Origin of the sequence: Halosegnis marinus, from assembly GCF_029338355.1 — an archaeon.
GTDB classification, from domain to species: Archaea; Halobacteriota; Halobacteria; order Halobacteriales; family Haloarculaceae; genus Halosegnis; species Halosegnis marinus.
Genome location: NZ_CP119802.1, coordinates 30,584 through 48,565, shown reverse-complemented (window position 1 = coordinate 48,565; position 17,982 = coordinate 30,584). Strand labels below are relative to the sequence as shown.

The following is a 17,982-nucleotide window of genomic DNA, read 5'->3' as shown; positions in this document are numbered from 1 at the left end:
CTTGGGTGTATCGGACGGATACGTGCGTGTTACGTGCTAACTCGCCGCTTTTTACTCCGGACGCTCCATCGCGAAGCGGTCGCGCGTCCGGGTGTACTCCGACCCGGTCATCCGCCCGACGACGTCGAGTTTCGTCGTGTCGAGCTTCCCGTCCGTGGTTACCGCGTCGTCGATGTGGACGTACCGTACGCGCCCGAGAACGAGCGTCGAGACGCCGAAATCCACTGTCTCGACCGTCTCGCACTCGAAGACGACCTTCGCGTCGGCGACGTACGGCGCGTCCACCGTCTCGCACTCGGCCTTCGCGAGGCCGGCGCGCTCGAACTCGTCCACCTCGTCGCCGGTCGCGGTGGCGTTCATCGCCTCGGCGAGGTCCGCGGTGACGACGTTGTGGGCGAACGCGCCCGACTCGACGGCGTTGCGCGCGGTGTCCTTCAGCCCGTCGCGGGTGTCCCCCGCGGAGAACGCGAGCGTCGGCGGCGACGGCGTCGCCACGTTGAAAAACGAGTACGGCGCGAGGTTGTCGCGCTCGGGGCCGCGCGTCGATATCCAGCCGATGGGTCGGGGCACGACCGCGCCGGCCAGCAGGCGGTACAGCGACGGCTTCTCGCGCGCGTCTATCTCCACACGACCCCCTCCGCGGTGCGGCGGTGCATACGGGAGGGAGGAAGGGGGGCTACTTCAACCGTTCAGAACAGGCCGATGCCGACCGCGTACGTCCACTCGACGCCGCCGACGACGAGGAAGGCGAGCGCCGCGCCCGCGCCGTACACGTTCTTCTGGAACGAGATCATCTCGTTCTGCTTCTCCTCCGGGTCGTCTATCGACCAGAAGTCGTGCATCGTGACGGCCGAGACGAGCAGGAACGTCGCCAGCGCGCCCGCGGCGAGGACGGGGAAGGCCCCGACGACGAGGCCGAGGCCGCCGAGAACGAGCGTCGCGCCGGAGGCGACGACGCTGAAGCCCGGCGCGGGGAGGCCCTTGAACTGGGCGTAGCCGGTCATCTCCTCGAGGTTCAGGAAGTGGTTCAGTCCCATGAACGCCAGCGTCACGCCGAACACGATACGCGCGAGGAGGAATATCTCCGCCGCGCCGGTCGCCGCGAACACGTCGGTCTGGAGCGGAATCATGCTATCACCTGGCAACTCGCTTCGCTTCGGTAAGTCGATTGCATCACGACACTCCGTACACGAGGCTTCCTTATAGCCGTTCGCGGACTCCGCCGTCACCGGGTGACACCGACGTAATCGTGCCGCTTCGTCTCACGAACGGGCGTTCAGGGTTTCGGGCCCCCTCCCCTTTTTTCCGCGGTTCGGGAGTACGCCGGACATGACTCTCTCGGAACGGGGGCGACGTGCCGTCGCGGGCGGGGCCGTCTCCTGCTCGGGGCCCTCCTCCTTCTCGTCCCCCTGTTCGACATGTGGCAGGACGTGGCCGTCCCCCGCACAAGTCGCTGCTCTCGACGACCGTCGAGAACGCCGTTCCGCTCGGCCTCGCGCTGGTGCTCGTCGTGACGGGCGTGTGGCTCGCGACCCGCCCGTGGCCCGCCCGCGACGCCCTCGCCGTGACGAAGTGGACCTACGCCGTCTCGCTCGGCTTCGGCGTCGTCTTCGCGTGGGTCATCGGCATCCAGGGGTTCGTCCAGGGCGACCTGAAGCCGCTCGTCATCGCCATGGACGCGGTACTCATCGGCGGTCTCGTCGCCGTCGCCGTCGGCTTCTACGACGTGCGCCGGCGCCGCCAGCGCCGCGAGACCGAACACGCCCGGGCTCGCACGAGCGCGCTGTTCGACAACACCGACGACGACGTGGCGACGCTCCGGCTCGCCTCCGACGGCGTCGAGACGCTCGCCACCAACGCCGCGTTCGACGCCAACTTCGACCGCGCGCCCGCCGTGCTCTCGCGGGTCATCGACGCCGCCGACACCGACTCCCGTGCGGCGTTCGTCCGGGCGGTCGCCGACGGCGACCCCTTCGAGGTCGAGGTCGAACTCGACGACCGCGGCGAGCGTCGGGAGTTCATCGCGCAGATCGTCCCCTACGAGGCCGACGGGGACGCCGCGGAGCTGTTCCTCGTCCTCACGGACGTGACCGAACAGAAGGAACTCGCCCGCGAGCGGGTCGCGCGTAGCCGCATCGAACACCTCCACACGGTCGCCTCGGAGATGGCGAACGCGCCCGACGCCGACGCGGCCTACGACCTCACGATGAGCGCGGCCGAGCGGGTCGTCCCCTACGACCGGGCGTGTCTGTCCGTGGACGGGGAGACCGTACGCACCCGGAACGCGGACGGGCCGCTCGACGCGGCGGCGGCGGACGAGGCCGGCGGCGAGTCCCGGCCGCTCGTGGAGACCGACGGGGGCGCGATGGTCACCGACACCGACGCCGGCCCGGTCGTGACGGTGCCGGTCGGCGGCCGCGGCGTGCTCCAGCTCGGCGCGCGCCCGGGCGCGCTCGACGAGAGCCGGACGGACGCGGTCGAACTGCTCGCCACCCACCTCCGCGAGACGCTGCGGCGGCTCGACCGCGAGGAGACCATCCGCCACGAGCGCGAGCAGATGGAGTTCCTCAACCGCGTGCTCCGCCACGACCTGCTCAACGGGATGAACGTCGTCCGGATGCAGGGCCAGCTGCTCGAATCCGAGACGGACGACGAGGCGGTGCTGGAGCGGGTCGATACCGTCATCGACCGCGTGGACTCGATGACGGAGCTCATCAACACGATGCGGTCGTTCATGAAGACGGTCCTCGAGGGGGGCGAGCACGAACTCGAACCGGTGGCGCTCGACGACGCGCTCACGGCGGCCATCGAGTCGGCACGGGACGGCCACCCCGGGGCGACGTTCGAGGTGGAGGGCGGCGTCTTCCCGCCCGTGAAGGTGCTCGCCGACGACCTCGTCTCGGAGCTGTTCCACAACCTCCTGACGAACGCCGTCACCCACAACGACGCGGCCGAGCCGGTCGTGCGCGTCTCGGCGGAGCCCGGCCCGGACGCGGTCGAGGTCGTCGTCGCCGACAACGGTCCCGGCATCCCCGAGGGGATGCGCTCGCGCGTGCTGGAGAAGGGCGAGCAGGGCGAGGCGAGCGACGGGACGGGGCTGGGGCTCTACCTGTGTCGGGAGATCGTCGACAGCTACGGCGGGTCGCTCGACATCGGCGAGAGCGGGATGGGCGGCGCCGCGTTCACCGTGCGCCTGCCGCGACAGGAGGACTAGTCGTACTTCTCGGGGTAGGCCGCGGCGAGCAGTTCCGGCTCGGCGTTCAGCCGCTCGCGAACCGGGTCGATGACGTCGGAGATGGCCGCGGCCGCGCCGGGCTTGAGGTCCGCCGGGTGGAGCTCCCCGGAGACGTAGTCGGCTTCGAGCGCGTCGTAGTCGCCGTAGACGAGGTCGCCGCCGTACTCGTCGGGCCGCTCGACGACGAGCTCCTCGCCGCGCTCGTCGAACACGGGGAAGACGAGGTACTTCAGGTACCCGAGGACGCCGTTGTCCTCGACCTCGCCCTGCGGGCAGTAGGCGCCCTGTATCTTCTCCTCGACCGCCTCGGGCGAGTCGGTGAGGTTCACCTTCGAGCCGGCGTCCGAGGCCGACATCTTCCCGCCGGTCAGCCCCGACAGCAGCGGCGCGAACACACAGGCCGGTTTGTCGTACCCCTGTCCGGGGAGCGCCTCGCGGGCGAGCATGTAGATGCCGCGCTGGTCGATGCCGCCGTAGGCGATGTCGGCGTCGAGCGCCGCCACGTCGAGGCTCTGCATCAGGGTGTAGACGAGCCCGCCGAGCTTGGGGTTGTCCGACTGCCGGACGACCTCGGAGCCGGCCCGCTGGGCGCGCGAGATGGTCGTGTCCGCGATGAGCCGGTAGAGGTCGAGCGTGTACGGCTCCTCGAGCTGGTACTCCGTCCCGCGGACGAAGTTCACGTCGGACGGGTCGGCGCCCGCGGCCTCGATCATCCCGCGGATGGCCGCCTCGTAGTAGTCGGAGCGGGCGTCGAGCAGTTCGAACGGCGACTTCTCGTCGTCGAGGTGGGCGTGGAGGTCCGCGACCAGCACCGTCACCTCCACGTCGGCGGCGAGGAAGTCGGCCAGCTTCCGCATCGTCGTGAAGTGGCCGATGTGCATCTCGCCGGTCGGGGCGTAGCCGATGTAGGCGTGCGGGTCGTCGCGCTCCGCGAGGATGTCCGCTATCTCCTCCTCCGTCACGGCCTCCTCGGTGTACCGCGTCACCAACGCGGCCCGCTCGGCGGCGTTCATACGCGACGTTCCGGGGACGCGCTAATGAAACGTACGTTCTCGCCTCGCCGACGGCCCGACGCATCGGTGGGGGTAAGTCGCCGGCTCCCCACACGACGAGCATGAACGCGGCCGCGAGGATACGCGACTACTACGACGCGTTGCGCGCCGGCGACCCCCTTCACCCGTTCTTCCGCGAGGACGAGACGACGGTGAAGTTCGGCGTCGGCGAGGAGCTGTCGGGGTACGAGGCCGTCGCGGCGGGCCTGCGCGACCAGACGGCGACCACGACCGGGTGGGAAGTGGAGTCCCGGGACCTCCGCGTCGGGAGCGAAGGGCCGGCGGCGTGGTTCGCCGACGACGTGTACATGGGGTGGAACGACACCGAGGCGGGCATCCGCTACGAGTTCGACACGCGGTGGTCCGGGTCGCTGCTGCGCGAGGACGACGAGTGGCTGTTCACGGGAATGCACGTGTCGACCGAGGTGAACCGCTGATGGTGGACCCCGTCTCGAACGAGGAGCGCGCGTCGTTCGCGCTGAAGGTGAAGCTCGCCGCGACGGCGCTGGTCGCGGTGTCGGCGGGCCTCATCGCCGTGCAGGCCGGGGCGACGCTCCCCGTCCTCGCGGGAGCGCTCGCCGGCGGGGCCGTCGTCGGCGCGGCGCTCGTCTGGTTCGTGTTCCCCGGCGACGGCGGCACGTCCCGGGAGTCCGCGAAGCGCGAGGGCCGGTTCGGGCGGTAGGACGCGCCCGACGGTCGCAAGCGGTTGCTTGATAAACGCCGATACACGAGTAGTGGCATGGCACGTGCAGCCGTCGTCGGCGCCGGCATGACGAAGTTCGGCGTCCACGACACACCCCTACAGGAGCTGTTCGGCGAGGCCGCGTTCGCGGCGCTCGACGACGCCGGGGTCGCGGCGCGCGACCTCGACGCGCTCTACTTCGGCAACGCGATGAGCGGCCAGGCGGAGAACGAGACGCACCTCGGCCCGCGGATGGCGAGCCACATCGGCGCAGCGGGCATGGAGGTCCAGCGGTTCGAGGACGCCTGCGCCACCTCGGCGAACGCGTTCAAGAACGCCGTGCAGGCCGTCGACGCCGGCGTCCACGACGCCGTCCTCGTCGGCGGCGTCGAGCGGTGTACCCCCGAGACCGGGAAGGACACCCCCGAGATGACGCGCATCTTCGCCTCCGCCTCCCACCGGCAGTACGAACAGCCGACGGGGCTCACCTTCCCCGGCGTCTTCGCCCTGCTCACGAAGCGGCACATGCACGAGTACGGGACGACGGAGGAACAGCTCGCCGCCGTCGCGGTGAAGAACCACGCGCACGGCAGGCTGAACCCCCGCGCCCACTTCGGGAAGGAGACGACCGTCGAGGAGGTACTGGAGGGACCGGTCGTCGCCGACCCCTTCCGGCTGATGGACTGCTGTCCGTTCTCCGACGGGGCAAGCGCCGTGGTCGTCGTGAGCGACGACCTCGCGGACTCGTACGACGCGCCGGTCGACGTGACCGGCGTCGGTCACGCGACGGACGTGGTCCCCATCGGCGATAAAGCCAACCTGACCGCGACGCAAGCCGCGCGCGACGCCGCGGAGAGCGCCTACGAACAGGCCGGCATCACGGCCGACGACGCGGACTTCGCGGAGGTCCACGACTGCTTCACGGGCGCGGAGGTGCTGGCGAGCGAGGCCATCGGCTTCGCCCCCGACGGCGAGGGCGGCGCGTACGCGGCCGAGGGTCGGACCTCGTTGGACGGCGACCGGCCCATCAACCCCTCGGGCGGCCTGAAGGCGAAGGGCCACCCCATCGGCGCGACGGGCACGGCCCAGATCGTCGAACTCACGGAACAGATACGCGGCACGGTCGGCGAGCGGCAGGTCGCCGGCGCCGACACCGGCGTCGCACACAACCTCGGCGGGGACTCCGCTACGACCGTCGTCAGCGTGCTGGAGGGTCGCGCGTGACCCTGACGTACGCGGAGTGGACCGAGGCCCTGCGCGAGGACCGCCTGCTCGGCCTCGCGTGCTCCTGCGGCCACACGAACGGCACCCCGACGGGCGCGTGCCCGCACTGCGGGAACCGCGACCTCGAACGGGTCGAACTCCCGATGACGGGCGTCGTCCACACGGAGACGACGATACAGGTGCCGCCCGCCGGCGTCGCGGAGCGCGGCTACCAGGTCGGCGTCGTCGAACTCGGCGACGCGAGGGTGATGGGTCGGTTCGGCGACGAACACGCCGCCATCGGCGACGAGGTGGCGCTCGCCGGCGTCGTCGAGGGCGACGACGGCCACCCCGGCCCGCTGTTCGAGCGGGTCTGAGGGTCCGAATGCACGACCGCCTCCGCGCGAAGCCCCCGGCCACGGACGCCGAGGTGTGGACGGCGGCGACCGTCCGGAACGTGACGGAGCGGGCGGGAACGACCGTCGTGACGGTCGCGGACGCCGACGGCGAGGTGGAGGTCACGCTCGACGGCGCGCTCTACGACCTGTTCGCGGGGCGGGTCGAAGGGGACGTGGTCGGGGCAGACTGCTGGTACAAGTAGCGCGGCGTCAGAGCCGGTCGGCGAGGTAGACGACGATGGGGACGGGTTCGTCCTCGACGAACCGCGCCACTTCCTCGCCGTCGCGCTCCACGACGACCGTCGGAATCAGTTCGACGCCGTACTCGTCGACGAGTTCGCCCGACTTCGAGCCGTCGTCGTTCTTCTCCACCGGGTAGTGGTGGACGCGGTCCTCGGGGACGCCCGCGGCGTCGAGTGCCGCGCCGAAGTCGGGCAGTTGCGCCCGGCAGTCCTTACACCAGTCCCCGCCCCACACGCGCACCGTTATCTCGTCGGCGACCGCGGCGAACGCCGCGACGGCGTCCTCGTAGGAGGCCTCGTCCCACGCTGGGTTCGGCCGCATCGTCTCCAGTTGCATGGCCTCTCTATCTCCCGCGGTCGCTTAACGTCCGCGCCCGCGGCAGGCGACCGAAAGCGGACGGCAGACCATGCCGGTGTCCGCAGACCCCTTACCCGTCGGCGGCAACGGTCGGGTAATGGACCGAAGCGTGCTGGGGACCGTCGGCTCGCCGCTCGTGCAGGTGGCCTCGCCGCCCGGCAGCGTCGTCGCCGCGAAATTGGAGTCGAAGAACCCCGGCGGGAGCGCGAAGGACCGGCCCGCCCTCGCGATGGTCGAGGCCGCGGAGCGCGACGGCGCGCTCGACCCGGGCGACACCATCGTGGAACCCACCTCGGGCAACACCGGCATCGGCATCGCGATGGTCGCCGCCGCGAAGGGGTACGACGCCACCATCGTGATGCCGGCCTCGAAGTCCCCCGAGCGCCAGCGCGTGATGCGCGCGTACGGTGCGACCCTCGAACTCGTGGAGGGGGACATCTCCGACGCGAAGGACCGCGCCGACGAGATAGAGCAAGAGGCGGGCGCCGTCCAACTGCGGCAGTTCGAGAACGAGGCGAACCCCCGCGCCCACTACGAGACGACCGGGAGGGAGATTCTCCACCAGGTGGGCGACCGCGAGGTGGACGCGCTCGTCGCCGGGGTCGGAACCGGGGGAACGCTCTCAGGCATCGGTCGCCGCCTGCGGGAGGCGTTCCCCGAGGTGGAAATCGTCGCCGTCGAGCCCGAGGACAGCGCCGTCCTCTCCGGGAAGGAGCCGGAGAACGACTCCTTTCAGGGGATGGGGCCGGGTTTCGTCTCCCCGAACCTCGACATCGACCTCGTCGACTCGGTGGAGACGGTCGGCATCGAGGCGGCGGAGGCCGAGTGTCGCCGCCTCGCCCGCGAGGAGGGGATTCTGGTGGGCCAGTCGTCGGGCGCGTCGAACCTCGCGGCGAAGCGCGTGGCCGAGCGGCTCGCGGACGAGGCCGACTGCCCCGGCCCGGACGCGACGACGGACCTCCTGCACGGCGAGCCGACCGCGCCCGAGACGGACCTCCCCGAGGACTGTCCGCTCGTCGTCACGGTGTTCTGGGACTCGGGCGAGCGCTACATGTCGACCGGGATGTTCGACTAGTCGACCGGGCGTATCGCGGGTTCGTACGTCGTTGGCGCCCCGCCGTCCGGCTCCGCCTCCTCCTTCAGGAAGCCCATCGTGGCCGCGTCGAACAGCAGCGCGACCGGCGCGAGCGCGACGACGCCGAGCGTCGCCCCCAGCGCGCCGAGGTTGACGAACACCAGCGTCGCGGGCACGGAGACGACCGCCCCCGCGAGGACGTACCGGGCGAAGTACGACAGCGGCGCGCCGCCCGGCACGGTCAGCGCGTACGCGCGCCGGAGCGCGGGAACGAGTCCCCGGTCCCCGGTCACGACGAGGTACGGCGCGGGGTACAGCAGGTACGCGCCGAGCAGGAGGAGGGGGACGACGAACAGGAGCAGGGCCGGCACTGCCTCCACGAGCGCGAACGCCGCGAACGCGCCGACGGCGACGAGCAGGTGGAAGCCGGCCAGCGGCACGGCGTGGGCGCGCACGTCGGCGAGGAACTCGCCGGTTCGGCGGTCCCAGCGGCGGTCGACGGTCCCGAGATACCCGGCACTGAGAACCCCGGAGAGCAGCGCGCCGCCGAGGGTGAAGGCGGCCGCCGTGGCCGGCGCGCCCGCGACGCCCAGTCGGACCCCGTCGGTCGGGAGGCTGAGAAAGCTCCACGCGTCGGTCACGGGGAGCGGCGGGGGGAACGAGACGCCGACGTGGGTGTCGACGCGGCCGGTCCGCGCGAAGGCGCCGACGTTCGTGAACGCGAGCAGGGCGGGAACCGCGGCGAGCCACCAGACCCCGTCGAGGCGGTCGGCGGCGTCCGAGAGCAGGTTCGTGAGGGAGGGCACGCTCGGAGGCGTCGGCCGTCCCCGTCTAAGCCCTTGTGTCCGATCACGCCCCGAACTCCGACTCCGTGACGCGCACGCGGAGGGTGTCCTCGACCTCGCGGAGGTCGTAGTCGGGGAGCTCGTGGCCGGTCCGGGTCACGAACATCGGCTCGACCAGTTCGTTCTCGGCCGTCACGCCGTACACCTTCAGGTAGCGCGCGGACGCCTCGGCCGACACCTCGTCGTCGCGGACCGCGGCGGCGAGTTCCCGCGAGCCACTCCTCGTCGCTGACGGAGGGTTCGAGGACGAGCGCGGCGTCGGCGAAGCGGACGAGGTACCAGTTCAGGTCGTTCAACAGCGAGACCGCGGAGCCGAGGCTGATGGTTTCGAGCGCGACCGTGTTCGCGTACGGCTCCGCGAGGTCGTAGGTGGCGAGCGCGTCGCGGGCCGTCTCCCGGGAGACGAGCTCGTACCGGAGGTTCACGTCGTCGCTCCCGACGAGACAGACCCGCGTCATGCGCCGACCGAGTGGGGAGGGGAAAAATCCGTTTCGCTAAAACGTCGAGAGCTCGCCGTCGATGACGCGCTGGGTGATGGCCGTCACGTCCGCCAGTTCGCGGTCGATGACGGCCGCGACCTCCGCCTCGATATCGCCGACGGCGACGCCCTCTTCGGTGACGAGCGCGGCGTCCGCGACGTGCGGGGCGTCGATGGGCTGGCCGATCTGCGACAGCAGGCGGACGCGTATCTCCTCGATGCCCTCGACCTCGGCGACGACCGCCTCGGCTATCTCGGTCGAGAGGAGGTTGTATATCTTCCCGATGTGGTTGACGGGGTTCTTCCCCGACGTGGCCTCCATCGACATGGAGCGGTTCGGGGTGATGAGGCCGTTGGCGCGGTTGCCGCGGCCCACGGAGCCGTCGTCCCCCTGCTCGGCGGAGGTGCCCGTCGTGGTGAGGTAGACGGAGCCGTGCTCGATGTCGTCGGCCGTGTTCACCTGCACGCTCACGTCGCGGTCGGTGTACTCGGCCGCGACCCCGGCGACGTACTCGCGGACGGACTCGACGGCGGCCGCGTACGCGTCGATGTCGTCGAGGTGGGCGTCCACCATCGCGGCCGCGACGGTCACGTCTATCTCGTCGCCCTCGCGCTTCCCCATCACCTTCACGTCCTGTCCGAGGTGGGGCTCGGGGTACGACTCGACCAGCCGTCGCTCCACCTCGCGGACGATGCGTTCCGTCTCCGTGAGCGGCGCGTGGCCGACGCCGAAAGAGGTGTCGTTCGCCATCGGCACCTCCGCGCCCTCCTCGCCGAACACCGTCTGGAGGTCGCCGGAGCCCTCGCCGAGCTTCACGTCCACGACGACGTCGGTTTCGAGGTCGAGTTCGGGGAAGTGCTCGCGGAGGTAGTCGCGGGCGGCCTCCAGCGCGATGGACTCGGTGGGGATGCGAACCACGTCGCCCTCCTCGGTCACGAACTCCTTCGTCGCGCGGCCGACCACGAGCAGGTAGATGGGGTCGACGACCTCGCCGCCGCCGAAGGCGGGGGCGGCCGTGCCGGCGACCAGCTGTGTCTCGTCCGTGTTGAAGTGGAGGACGCGGCCGACGCGGTCGAGGTACGCCCGGGCGAGCGCCCGCGAGACGTGCTCCGCGACGCCGTCGCAGATGGAGTCGGGGTGACCGATACCCTTGCGCTCGACGATCTCGACCTCCTCCTCCTCCACCGCACGCCCGACGGCGGGCTCGACGCGAATATTGCGCTCAGTCATTGCACGACGTACCGAAGCGGCGGTTCTATAACTTACGGAAACACCTCGGCACGAAAAGATTACTCCGAAGCATCCGTCTCGGCGGCGGTCGCGGCGCCGGCCTCGAACAGCAGGCCGAGATACGACGTGCGGACGTTCTCCTCGGGGTCGAGGCCGAGGTCGGCGAGCAGTTCGCGGGCGCGGTCGCGGGCCGCGGGCACCTCGGCCTCGGTTCCGACCTCCGTCTCCGCCTCCACGAACGTTCCGAGCCCCGTGACGGTGTCGAGCGTGACGACGAACCCGTCCGTCTCGTAGAAGACGCGCTCCTTCTCGACGACGGCGGCGGGCTCGAAGCCCAGTCCCTCGGCGATGGCGCGGGCCGCGTCACCGTCCGCGACCGCCGTCTCGTGTTCCTCGCGGGTCTTCGACTCCGCGTCCACGAGCGGCCCCTTGTAGGTCAGCTTCGAGACGGTGCCGCCGTCGTCGGTCTCCTCGCGGAGCCGGAACGCCTCGTCCGTCGCCGCGAAGTCGCGGTGGGGGGCGTCGTAGTAGGTGTCGCGCTGCGTCGCCGTCCGGACCTCCCGGGCGCCGAGCGCGGCCAGCCGCTCGCGCACGGCGTCGTGGTCCGCCGGCAGCTTGAGTTCGACCTCGTACACCCGCGAGCCTCGGCGTGCGCCGGGCAAAAAGGCCGCGTCCGACGGCCGACGAAACGTGATTGTTAAGGGTAGGACGGCAGTCCGTAACGGTATGAGTGACGAAGCCGAGGAGGCCGCGGAGGCCGAGGAGACGGCAGAACAGGAGACCGAGGCGACCGACGAGGTCGAGGAGACGGAGGAGGCGACCGGCCTGCAGGCCGGCGACTTCATCCGCATCGCCTACACCGCCCGCACCGTCGAGACCGACCAGCTGGTCGACACGACGGACGAGGAGGTCGCGGAGGAGGAGGGCGTCGCCGACCAGGGCACCTTCGAGCCGCGCACCATCGTGCTCGGCGAGGGCCACCTGTTCGAGGCCGTCGAGGAGGCCATCATCGGCGGCGAGGTCGGCGACTCCGGCTCCGTCGTCATCGAGGCCGCCGAGGCGTTCGGCGAGTACGACGAGAGCGAGGTCCGCACCGTCTCGGCGAACAAGATCCCCGACGACTCGATGCGCCCCGGCGCGCAGGTCCAGATCGACGGCGAGCAGGGCTACCTGGAGACCATCGTCGGCGGCCGCGCCCGCGTCGACTTCAACCACCCGCTGGCCGGCGAGGACATCGAGTACGACTACGAGATACTCGAGGAGGTCACCGACCAGCTCGAACGCGCACAGGGGCTGTTCGACATGTTCCTCGACCTCGACCTGGAGATGTACATCCAGGAGGACGAGGTCGAGGAGACGAGCGTCGAGGAGCCGGACGAGGAGGGCGGCGAGCCCGAGACCGTCACCGAGACGGTCGAGAAGACCTCCCTCTACATCGAGGCGACCCCGCAGCTCTCGATGAACCAGCAGTGGATGTTCCAGAAGCAGCAGATGGGCCAGCAGGTCATGGACCTCACGGGCATCGACCGCATCGTCATCCAGGAGGTCATCGACGGCTCGGGCGGCATGGGCATGCCCGGCATGATGGGCGGCGGCATGGGCATGGGCGGCGCCGGCGGCGCCGGCGGCGCCGGCGGCGCGGACATCGAGGAGGCGCTGGAGGACGCGGACATCGACGCGGACGAGATCGTCGACGAGATCGAGGAGTAACACGCCGCCGCCACGTTTTTGCGACGCGCCCCGCCACCAACGGCCAGTGACCACTCCTCCCGCAGGCGTCGCCGCGGCGCGGGCCGAGGCGTCCGACAGCGAGCGGCGCCGCGGGTGGGTTCCCTGGGGCTGCGCGACGGCCGCGCTCGGCGTCGGCCTCGTCGCCGCCGAGGGATGGCTCCTCGTCACGCTCTCGTTGACGTCCTTCGACCGGGTCGCGGGGCTGGTCCCCGCGGCCAGCCTGTCGGTCGGCGTCGTCGGGACCGCGTGGCTGTGGCGTCACGAGCGGTGGACGGTCGGGGAGACCCGCCGCCAGTTCGGCTGGGCGCTCCTCGGCGGGGTTTCCGTCGGTGCGGCCGGTGCCCTGACCGTCCTCCACGCGGCGTTCAACGGGACGCCGCTCGCCCACCCCGTCTATCTGCTCGCCGTGTGGACGATGGGCGGCGCCGTCATCGGCCTGCTCGTGAGCGTCTACGACGTGCGGCGGAACCGGGCGACGGCCGCGACCACGGACGCCCGACGCGACGCGGAGCGTGCCCGACAGCGGCTGAGCGTCCTCAACAGGGTGTTGCGCCACGACGTGCGCAACCACGTGAACGTCATCGAGGGGCACACCCAGCGGCTCGTCGAGGAGGCGGACGGCGACCGCGCGGACTCGGCGCGGGCCGTCGAGCGGGCGACCGCGGACCTCGTCGCCGTCTGTGACACGGCGCGCTCGTTCGAGCGGCTCCTCGGGACGGCGGACGCCCTGCCGCCGCGGGACGCCGCGGCACTCGCCCGGGAGGTGGCCGCACGCCGGGAGGGGCTCGCGCCCGGGGCCGACATCCGGGTCGATATCGAGGGCTCCGCGCCGGTCCCGCGCGTCCTCGAACTCGGGCTGGAACAGGTGGTCGAGAACGCGGTCGTCCACCACCCCGGCGAGGCGACCGTGACGGTGACCGTCGCCGTCGCGGACGGCTCCGTGACGGTGACCGTCGCGGACGACGGGCCGGGAATCCCGCCCGGGAAGCCGCGGTGCTCGACGCGACGGAGGAGACGCAACTGCTCCACAGCTGCGGGCTCGGGCTGTGGCTGGCGCGGTGGAGCGCGGAGCTGGCCGGGGGCGACCTCTCGCTCGTGAGCACCGACGGCGGGACGACGCTCCGGTTCACCGTTCCGGTCGCGGACGGCGACGGAGCCGAGCTTTAGTCCGTCGCGGCCCGAGCACCGTCGTGGCCGACCCCGACCCGTGCGCGCTGTGTGGTCGCTACGGGGACGCGCTCCCCATGGAGCGCCACCACCTCGTCCCCGAACACCGAAAGGAGTCGCCGGTCGTCACGGTGTGCTCGCCGTGTCACGACCAGCTCCACGCGCTGTTCACGAACGAGGAGCTCATCGAGGAGTACCACACCGCGGAGCGGCTGCGCGCGGCCGACCGGATGGCGGACTACCTCGACTGGATACGCGGCACCGATAAAACGAGCATCGAGGTCCGGACGAGCGACCGGGTCCGCCGGGAGCGTTAGGCGATGTCGCGGGAGGTGTCGATGGCGACGCCCTCGCCCAGTTCGAGCTTGATGACCTCGGGGACGGCGACGCCGCCGCGGAACTTCGGCACGGTGAGGCGGTTCTCGATGCGGTCGCCGTTCACCTCGGTTTCGAGGTCGAAGACCACGTCGGACATGTGGAGCGTCGTGTCGCGCAGCGGCGCGACCTCGCGGCCGTTCAGGCCGTGGAGGACGGCGAGCGACCCCGTGTTGTAGATGTGGTTCTGGAGCTCGTTGAGGAAGTTCCGGTAGCGCGGCGCCTCCTGTTGTTCCAGCACGTCCACGGGGTCGATGATGAGGTTCGAGGCGTCGGGGAGCGCGGAGACGAGCTTCGTGGCGTTGTCAAGCGGGGCGTCGCCGTTGACGTGGCGCACCGTGGGCTCGCCGGTCCGGGTGGTGGAGCCGCGGACGCTCGCCGCCACCGCGTCCTCCGAGCGGTCGAGGCTCAGGTACAGCGTGCCACGCGTCGCCGTGAGTTCGTAGAGGAACAGCTCCGCCTGGCTCGCGGGGGCCGCCTGCAGGGAGACGATGCTCCCCGCCGGAATCCCCCCGTCGAGTTTGCGGTCGAGGACGTCTATCCCCGTCCGGAGCCGTTCCGCCATTGCGTTCACTATGTCGCTACCCGATGTTAAGGATTCTGTCGGCGTAACGACCGGTAGAGCCGGTCGTACACCGGTCGGTGGCGGCGCCAGGGCGCGGGGCCGTCCGTCCGCGGCACCCGCTCGAGTACCGTGGTCTCGAACACGCGCTCGGCGCGGCCGACGCGCTCGGCGCGCGACAGCACGACGCCCGCGGGGGTAGCCCCGAGCCGTCGGGCCATCGCCGCGGCCTTCCGGCCGTCTGCGAGCGCGCGCCGGGTCCGCCGCGCGACGACGACCGAGCGGTCGGCAGCGGCGAGCGGGGCCGCCGTCGGCTCGCCCGCCCCGGCCGGACAGTCGAGCACCACGGGACGGTCGGCTGCGGCGAGGCGGTCGGCGGCCTCGGGGAAGGCGTCTTCGCCCGGACGGGCGCCGAGGACGGTGACACCGGCGACGCGCGTCCCGGCGACGCGGAGCGGGTCGCCCGCGGCGAGCCGTCCCAGCCCCTTTCCGTCGGTTCCGGCCGCGACGGCGAGGTTCGGACAGTCCCGGTCCGCGTCGACGACGACCGGACGGTCGCCGGCCCGCGCCGCCGCGGCCGCGAGCCCGAGTGCGGTGGTGGTCTTCCCGACGCCGCCCTTGCCGCCCGTGATGGCCAACACGGGTCGGGTGGCGCGCCCTCGTACCTAAGCCCGGGGTGGCGGGCGTTGACACGTCTCCGTATCCGTTTATTTCCCGGGCCGTCGTCGTCCCCCTGTGAATCTCCGCCGCGTTTCGACCGGGGTCGGACGGCTCCTCGCCGCCGGCAGCCTCGCGGCAACCGGTCTGCTCGTCGTCGTTCCGAACGCGCTCGCGCTCGCCGCGGGGCAGCCCCTCGCGGGGACGGCGGTGGCCTCCCTGGGCACCGCCCTCGGGCTGGTCGTCGTCGCCGCGAGCGCGGTGCTGTACCGCGCCGACATCTCGACGCGCAACGTCGCCCGCGTCGCGGCGTGGAACCTCCTCGGGCTGGTCGTGCTCGGCGCGGTGCTCCTGCTGTCGCGCAGCACCATCGACGCCGCCGTCCCGCTGTTCCTCGTCGCGAGCGTCCTCGCCGTCAGTTCCTTCGCCCACCTCGTCATCGGGGTCCACGACGTGTTGCGTATCCGCGCGGGCGAACTCGCCCGCGAGCGCGAGCGGCTCTCCGTGGTCAACACCCTGTTGCGCCACAACCTCCGTAACGAGGCACAGCTCCTGCTCGGCCTCGCCGGCGCCGTCGAGGACGCCGAGACGCGCGAGCGCATCGAGGCCGTCGGCGACCGGCTGGGCGACCTCAACGACAAGGCGCGGGAGCTCCAGCGCCTGCTCGACGAGCCGTCCGACGGCGAGGCGCGCGACCTCTCCGCGCTCGTCGCGGGCGTCGTCTCGACGGTGCGCGAGCGCCACCCCGACGCGACGTTCGAGACGGCCGTCCCCGACGGCGTGTCGGTCGCGGGCGACGAGCGGCTGGAGCGGGTCGTCCGCGAACTGGTCGAGAACGCCGCCGTCCACGCGGGCGACGCGCCGACCGTCACCGTCTCCGCGACCGTCGAGGGGGGCCGGGTCGCGCTGGCCGTCGGCGACGACGGGCCGGGCGTCCCGGAGATGGAGCAGGCGGTCGTCGGCCGCGAGGAGCCCGTGACGCAGCTGTCGCACTCGCAGGGGCTCGGCCTCTGGCTCTCGAAGTGGCTGACGGAGTCGGTGGGCGGCGACCTCGGGTTCGCGGAGCGCGACGGCGACGGCCGCGCCAACAGCGTCGTCCTCCGGCTGGAGCGGGCGGACGCCTGAACGCTTCGGGGGATTGAAGGCGCGACGCGACGCCGGTCAGGTAGATGCGCCACGACCACCTCATCGGCGCGAAGCAGCTCTCGCGGGCGGACATCGAGGCGGTGTTGGACCGCGCCGCCGACTTCGACGCCGACCCGGCGGCGTTCGCGGACGCCCACCCCGACGCGCTGTTGGGCCTGTGTTTCTTCGAGCCGAGCACGCGGACGAAGATGAGCTTCGACACGGCGATAAAGCGGCTCGGCGGGGACTCCGTCGATATGGGGCCCGTCGAGTCCTCGTCGGTGAAGAAGGGCGAGTCGCTCGCCGACACGATGCGCGTCATCGCGGGCTACACCGACGCCATCGTCCTCCGACACCCGAGCGAGGGCGGCGAAGCTCGCGGCCGACTTCGTGGACGTGCCCGTCATCAACGCGGGCGACGGCGCGGGCCAGCACCCGAGCCAGACGCTGCTCGACCTCTACACGATGCGGGAGGCGTCGGGGCTGGACGACCTCACCGTCGGCATCATGGGCGACCTGAAGTACGGCCGGACGGTCCACTCGCTCGCCGAGGCGCTGACGACGTTCGACGCCCGGATGCACTTCGTCAGCCCCGAGTCGCTCCGGCTGCCGCGGAACGTCCGGTTCGACCTCCACGAGTCGGGCGCGGTGGTGAAGGAACACACCGACCTCGACGCGGTGCTCGCCGACCTCGACGTGCTGTACGTCACCCGCATCCAGCGCGAGCGGTTCCCCGACGAGAACGAGTACCGCGCCGTCGCGGGCGAGTACCGCATCGACGCGGAGCTCCTCGCCGACGCGCGCGACGACCTGACCGTCATGCACCCGCTCCCGCGGGTGGACGAGATCGCCCCCGACGTGGACCGAACGGACCACGCCCACTACTTCGAGCAGGCGCACAACGGCGTGCCCGTCAGGATGGCGCTGCTCGACTCCATGCTATGACCGACTCCGATACAGACACCGAACTCCGCGTCTCGAAGATCGAGAACGGCACCGTCATCGACCACATCCCCGGCGGGCAGGCGCTGAACGTCCTCGCCATCCTCGACATCGACGGCTCCGGCGGCGAGGAGGTCAGCGTCGGGATGAACGTCCCCTCGAACCGGCTCGGCCGCAAGGACGTCGTGAAGGTCGAGGACCGCGAACTCAGCGGCGCCGAGGTCGACGTCCTCTCGCTCATCGCCCCGCACGCCACCATCAACATCGTGCGCGACTACGCCGTCTCCGAGAAGCTCCGGGTCTCGCGGCCCGAGCGCGTCGTCGGCGTCCTCTCGTGTCCCAACGCGAACTGCATCTCCACGGCCGGCGAGCCGGTGGACTCGACGTTCGACGTGCTGGACGACGGGGTCCGGTGTGGCTACTGCGACACCATCGTCCGCGAGGACATCGCGGCGCTCATCGACCCCGCGTAGGACAAGAGCTTTCATCCCGCGCGTCGTCGTGTCATACGATGTCGAAGAAAGCACTCGTCGCAGTCGTCGCACTGGTCGCCGTCGCCGCGTTCCTCGCGCGTCGGTAAACAGCCCTCCCCCGCTTTTTCCGAACGACTTACCCACGAGCGTC

At 71.3% G+C, this 17,982-nt stretch carries 21 protein-coding genes and 2 pseudogenes; 13 read left to right on the top strand and 10 right to left on the bottom strand.

Translation table 11 applies throughout. The annotated features are described in order from the left end of the window. Window positions 1–51: 51 nt before the first annotated feature. Both P2T37_RS00335 and P2T37_RS00330 read right to left on the bottom strand, forming a co-directional pair. Complete coding sequence (locus P2T37_RS00335; protein ID WP_276234717.1) at window positions 52–627, bottom strand: flavin reductase family protein; 576 nt, start codon at window positions 625–627, stop codon at window positions 52–54. 62 nt (window positions 628–689) lie between these two features. After that, window positions 690–1,130: a DoxX family protein gene (locus P2T37_RS00330; RefSeq protein ID WP_276234716.1), complete on the bottom strand. Its 441-nt coding sequence runs from the start codon at window positions 1,128–1,130 to the stop codon at window positions 690–692. Between the two features lie 290 nt (window positions 1,131–1,420). On the opposite strand from P2T37_RS00330, the gene P2T37_RS00325 reads away from it, so the two are divergent. Beyond that, entirely contained in the window at window positions 1,421–3,214 is a 1,794-nt protein-coding gene (locus P2T37_RS00325; protein ID WP_276234748.1) for a sensor histidine kinase, read from the top strand. Here the strand turns inward: P2T37_RS00325 and P2T37_RS00320 are convergent. Continuing rightward, window positions 3,211–4,248: a tyrosine--tRNA ligase gene (locus P2T37_RS00320; RefSeq protein WP_276234746.1), complete on the bottom strand. Its 1,038-nt coding sequence runs from the start codon at window positions 4,246–4,248 to the stop codon at window positions 3,211–3,213. The two genes, P2T37_RS00325 and P2T37_RS00320, sit on opposite strands and share 4 nt — an antisense overlap. Before the next feature lie 101 nt (window positions 4,249–4,349). Between P2T37_RS00320 and P2T37_RS00315 the strand changes: the two genes are divergently transcribed. Genes P2T37_RS00315 through P2T37_RS00295 form a run of 5 tightly spaced genes read left to right on the top strand, consistent with a single transcriptional unit; the run spans window position 4,350 to window position 6,773 of the window. Beyond that, window positions 4,350–4,724, top strand: a complete 375-nt coding sequence (locus P2T37_RS00315; RefSeq protein WP_276234714.1) for a nuclear transport factor 2 family protein — start codon at window positions 4,350–4,352, stop codon at window positions 4,722–4,724. Then, window positions 4,724–4,969, top strand: coding sequence for a hypothetical protein (locus tag P2T37_RS00310; protein WP_276234713.1), 246 nt, complete (start codon window positions 4,724–4,726; stop codon window positions 4,967–4,969). Before P2T37_RS00315 ends, P2T37_RS00310 begins: the two co-directional genes overlap by 1 nt. Before the next feature lie 57 nt (window positions 4,970–5,026). Then, a complete protein-coding gene (locus P2T37_RS00305; protein WP_276234712.1) occupies window positions 5,027–6,193 on the top strand; it encodes a thiolase C-terminal domain-containing protein in 1,167 nt (388 codons plus the stop codon). Continuing rightward, window positions 6,190–6,549, top strand: a complete 360-nt coding sequence (locus P2T37_RS00300) for a Zn-ribbon domain-containing OB-fold protein (RefSeq protein ID WP_276234711.1) — start codon at window positions 6,190–6,192, stop codon at window positions 6,547–6,549. Before P2T37_RS00305 ends, P2T37_RS00300 begins: the two co-directional genes overlap by 4 nt. 8 nt (window positions 6,550–6,557) lie before the next feature. After that, window positions 6,558–6,773, top strand: a complete 216-nt coding sequence (locus P2T37_RS00295; RefSeq protein WP_276234710.1) for a DUF7861 family protein — start codon at window positions 6,558–6,560, stop codon at window positions 6,771–6,773. Window positions 6,774–6,780: 7 nt separating this feature from the next. Here P2T37_RS00295 and P2T37_RS00290 read toward each other — a convergent pair whose 3' ends face one another. After that, window positions 6,781–7,149, bottom strand: coding sequence for a thioredoxin family protein (locus P2T37_RS00290; RefSeq protein ID WP_276234709.1), 369 nt, complete (start codon window positions 7,147–7,149; stop codon window positions 6,781–6,783). Window positions 7,150–7,267: 118 nt separating this feature from the next. On the opposite strand from P2T37_RS00290, the gene P2T37_RS00285 reads away from it, so the two are divergent. After that, window positions 7,268–8,245 carry a PLP-dependent cysteine synthase family protein gene (locus tag P2T37_RS00285; RefSeq protein WP_276234745.1) on the top strand — a complete coding sequence of 326 codons (978 nt, stop codon included), beginning with the start codon at window positions 7,268–7,270 and terminating at the stop codon, window positions 8,243–8,245. Here P2T37_RS00285 and P2T37_RS00280 read toward each other — a convergent pair. The 4 genes and pseudogenes from P2T37_RS00280 to cyaB form a co-directional block, all read right to left on the bottom strand. After that, the gene (locus tag P2T37_RS00280) at window positions 8,242–9,051 is read right to left on the bottom strand and encodes a hypothetical protein (protein ID WP_276234744.1); all 810 of its coding nucleotides are present in this window, start codon (window positions 9,049–9,051) and stop codon (window positions 8,242–8,244) included. The genes P2T37_RS00285 and P2T37_RS00280 overlap by 4 nt on opposite strands. 43 nt (window positions 9,052–9,094) lie before the next feature. Next, window positions 9,095–9,548, bottom strand: a pseudogene (locus P2T37_RS00275) (DUF5804 family protein). A gap of 36 nt (window positions 9,549–9,584) precedes the next feature. Continuing rightward, on the bottom strand, window positions 9,585–10,799 hold the full coding sequence (locus tag P2T37_RS00270) for a methionine adenosyltransferase (RefSeq protein WP_276234705.1): 1,215 nt from the start codon (window positions 10,797–10,799) through the stop codon (window positions 9,585–9,587). Window positions 10,800–10,858: 59 nt separating this feature from the next. Next, complete coding sequence (gene cyaB, locus P2T37_RS00265; RefSeq protein WP_276234704.1) at window positions 10,859–11,434, bottom strand: class IV adenylate cyclase; 576 nt, start codon at window positions 11,432–11,434, stop codon at window positions 10,859–10,861. A 91-nt stretch (window positions 11,435–11,525) separates the two neighbouring features. Between cyaB and P2T37_RS00260 the strand changes: the two genes are divergently transcribed. The 3 genes from P2T37_RS00260 (at window position 11,526) to P2T37_RS00250 (ending at window position 14,014) form a co-directional block, all read left to right on the top strand. Further along, window positions 11,526–12,509, top strand: a complete 984-nt coding sequence (locus P2T37_RS00260) for an FKBP-type peptidyl-prolyl cis-trans isomerase (RefSeq protein WP_276234743.1) — start codon at window positions 11,526–11,528, stop codon at window positions 12,507–12,509. A gap of 46 nt (window positions 12,510–12,555) precedes the next feature. After that, entirely contained in the window at window positions 12,556–13,629 is a 1,074-nt protein-coding gene (locus P2T37_RS00255; RefSeq protein ID WP_276234742.1) for a sensor histidine kinase, read from the top strand. 91 nt (window positions 13,630–13,720) lie between these two features. Then, the gene (locus P2T37_RS00250; RefSeq protein ID WP_276234702.1) at window positions 13,721–14,014 is read left to right on the top strand and encodes an HNH endonuclease; all 294 of its coding nucleotides are present in this window, start codon (window positions 13,721–13,723) and stop codon (window positions 14,012–14,014) included. Here P2T37_RS00250 and P2T37_RS00245 read toward each other — a convergent pair. Further along, on the bottom strand, window positions 14,011–14,637 hold the full coding sequence (locus P2T37_RS00245; protein ID WP_276234701.1) for an RAD55 family ATPase: 627 nt from the start codon (window positions 14,635–14,637) through the stop codon (window positions 14,011–14,013). The genes P2T37_RS00250 and P2T37_RS00245 overlap by 4 nt on opposite strands. A gap of 26 nt (window positions 14,638–14,663) precedes the next feature. Beyond that, complete coding sequence (locus P2T37_RS00240; RefSeq protein ID WP_276234700.1) at window positions 14,664–15,275, bottom strand: MinD/ParA family ATP-binding protein; 612 nt, start codon at window positions 15,273–15,275, stop codon at window positions 14,664–14,666. 94 nt (window positions 15,276–15,369) lie between these two features. Between P2T37_RS00240 and P2T37_RS00235 the strand changes: the two genes are divergently transcribed. From P2T37_RS00235 to pyrI, 3 genes and pseudogenes are all read left to right on the top strand, one after another. After that, window positions 15,370–16,416, top strand: a complete 1,047-nt coding sequence (locus tag P2T37_RS00235; RefSeq protein WP_276234698.1) for a sensor histidine kinase — start codon at window positions 15,370–15,372, stop codon at window positions 16,414–16,416. Window positions 16,417–16,460: 44 nt separating this feature from the next. Further along, window positions 16,461–17,361: pseudogene (pyrB, locus tag P2T37_RS00230) on the top strand (aspartate carbamoyltransferase). Beyond that, window positions 17,358–17,831 carry an aspartate carbamoyltransferase regulatory subunit gene (gene pyrI, locus P2T37_RS00225; protein WP_276234696.1) on the top strand — a complete coding sequence of 158 codons (474 nt, stop codon included), beginning with the start codon at window positions 17,358–17,360 and terminating at the stop codon, window positions 17,829–17,831. Before pyrB ends, pyrI begins: the two are co-directional and overlap by 4 nt. The last annotated feature ends 151 nt before the right edge of the window (window positions 17,832–17,982 follow it).

Excerpts from the sequence above, each read along its gene's own strand:
- P2T37_RS00295 (WP_276234710.1), top strand. The coding sequence starts at position 6,558 with ATGCACGACCGCCTCCGCGCGAAGCCCCCGGCCACGGACGCCGAGGTG.
- P2T37_RS00260 (WP_276234743.1), top strand. The coding sequence starts at position 11,526 with ATGAGTGACGAAGCCGAGGAGGCCGCGGAGGCCGAGGAGACGGCAGAA.
- P2T37_RS00285 (WP_276234745.1), top strand. The coding sequence starts at position 7,268 with ATGGACCGAAGCGTGCTGGGGACCGTCGGCTCGCCGCTCGTGCAGGTG.
- P2T37_RS00305 (WP_276234712.1), top strand. The coding sequence starts at position 5,027 with ATGGCACGTGCAGCCGTCGTCGGCGCCGGCATGACGAAGTTCGGCGTC.
- P2T37_RS00245 (WP_276234701.1), bottom strand. The coding sequence starts at position 14,637 with ATGGCGGAACGGCTCCGGACGGGGATAGACGTCCTCGACCGCAAACTC.
- P2T37_RS00315 (WP_276234714.1), top strand. The coding sequence starts at position 4,350 with ATGAACGCGGCCGCGAGGATACGCGACTACTACGACGCGTTGCGCGCC.
- P2T37_RS00320 (WP_276234746.1), bottom strand. The coding sequence starts at position 4,248 with ATGAACGCCGCCGAGCGGGCCGCGTTGGTGACGCGGTACACCGAGGAG.
- pyrI (WP_276234696.1), top strand. The coding sequence starts at position 17,358 with ATGACCGACTCCGATACAGACACCGAACTCCGCGTCTCGAAGATCGAG.
- P2T37_RS00290 (WP_276234709.1), bottom strand. The coding sequence starts at position 7,149 with ATGCAACTGGAGACGATGCGGCCGAACCCAGCGTGGGACGAGGCCTCC.
- P2T37_RS00270 (WP_276234705.1), bottom strand. The coding sequence starts at position 10,799 with ATGACTGAGCGCAATATTCGCGTCGAGCCCGCCGTCGGGCGTGCGGTG.
- P2T37_RS00330 (WP_276234716.1), bottom strand. The coding sequence starts at position 1,130 with ATGATTCCGCTCCAGACCGACGTGTTCGCGGCGACCGGCGCGGCGGAG.
- P2T37_RS00310 (WP_276234713.1), top strand. The coding sequence starts at position 4,724 with ATGGTGGACCCCGTCTCGAACGAGGAGCGCGCGTCGTTCGCGCTGAAG.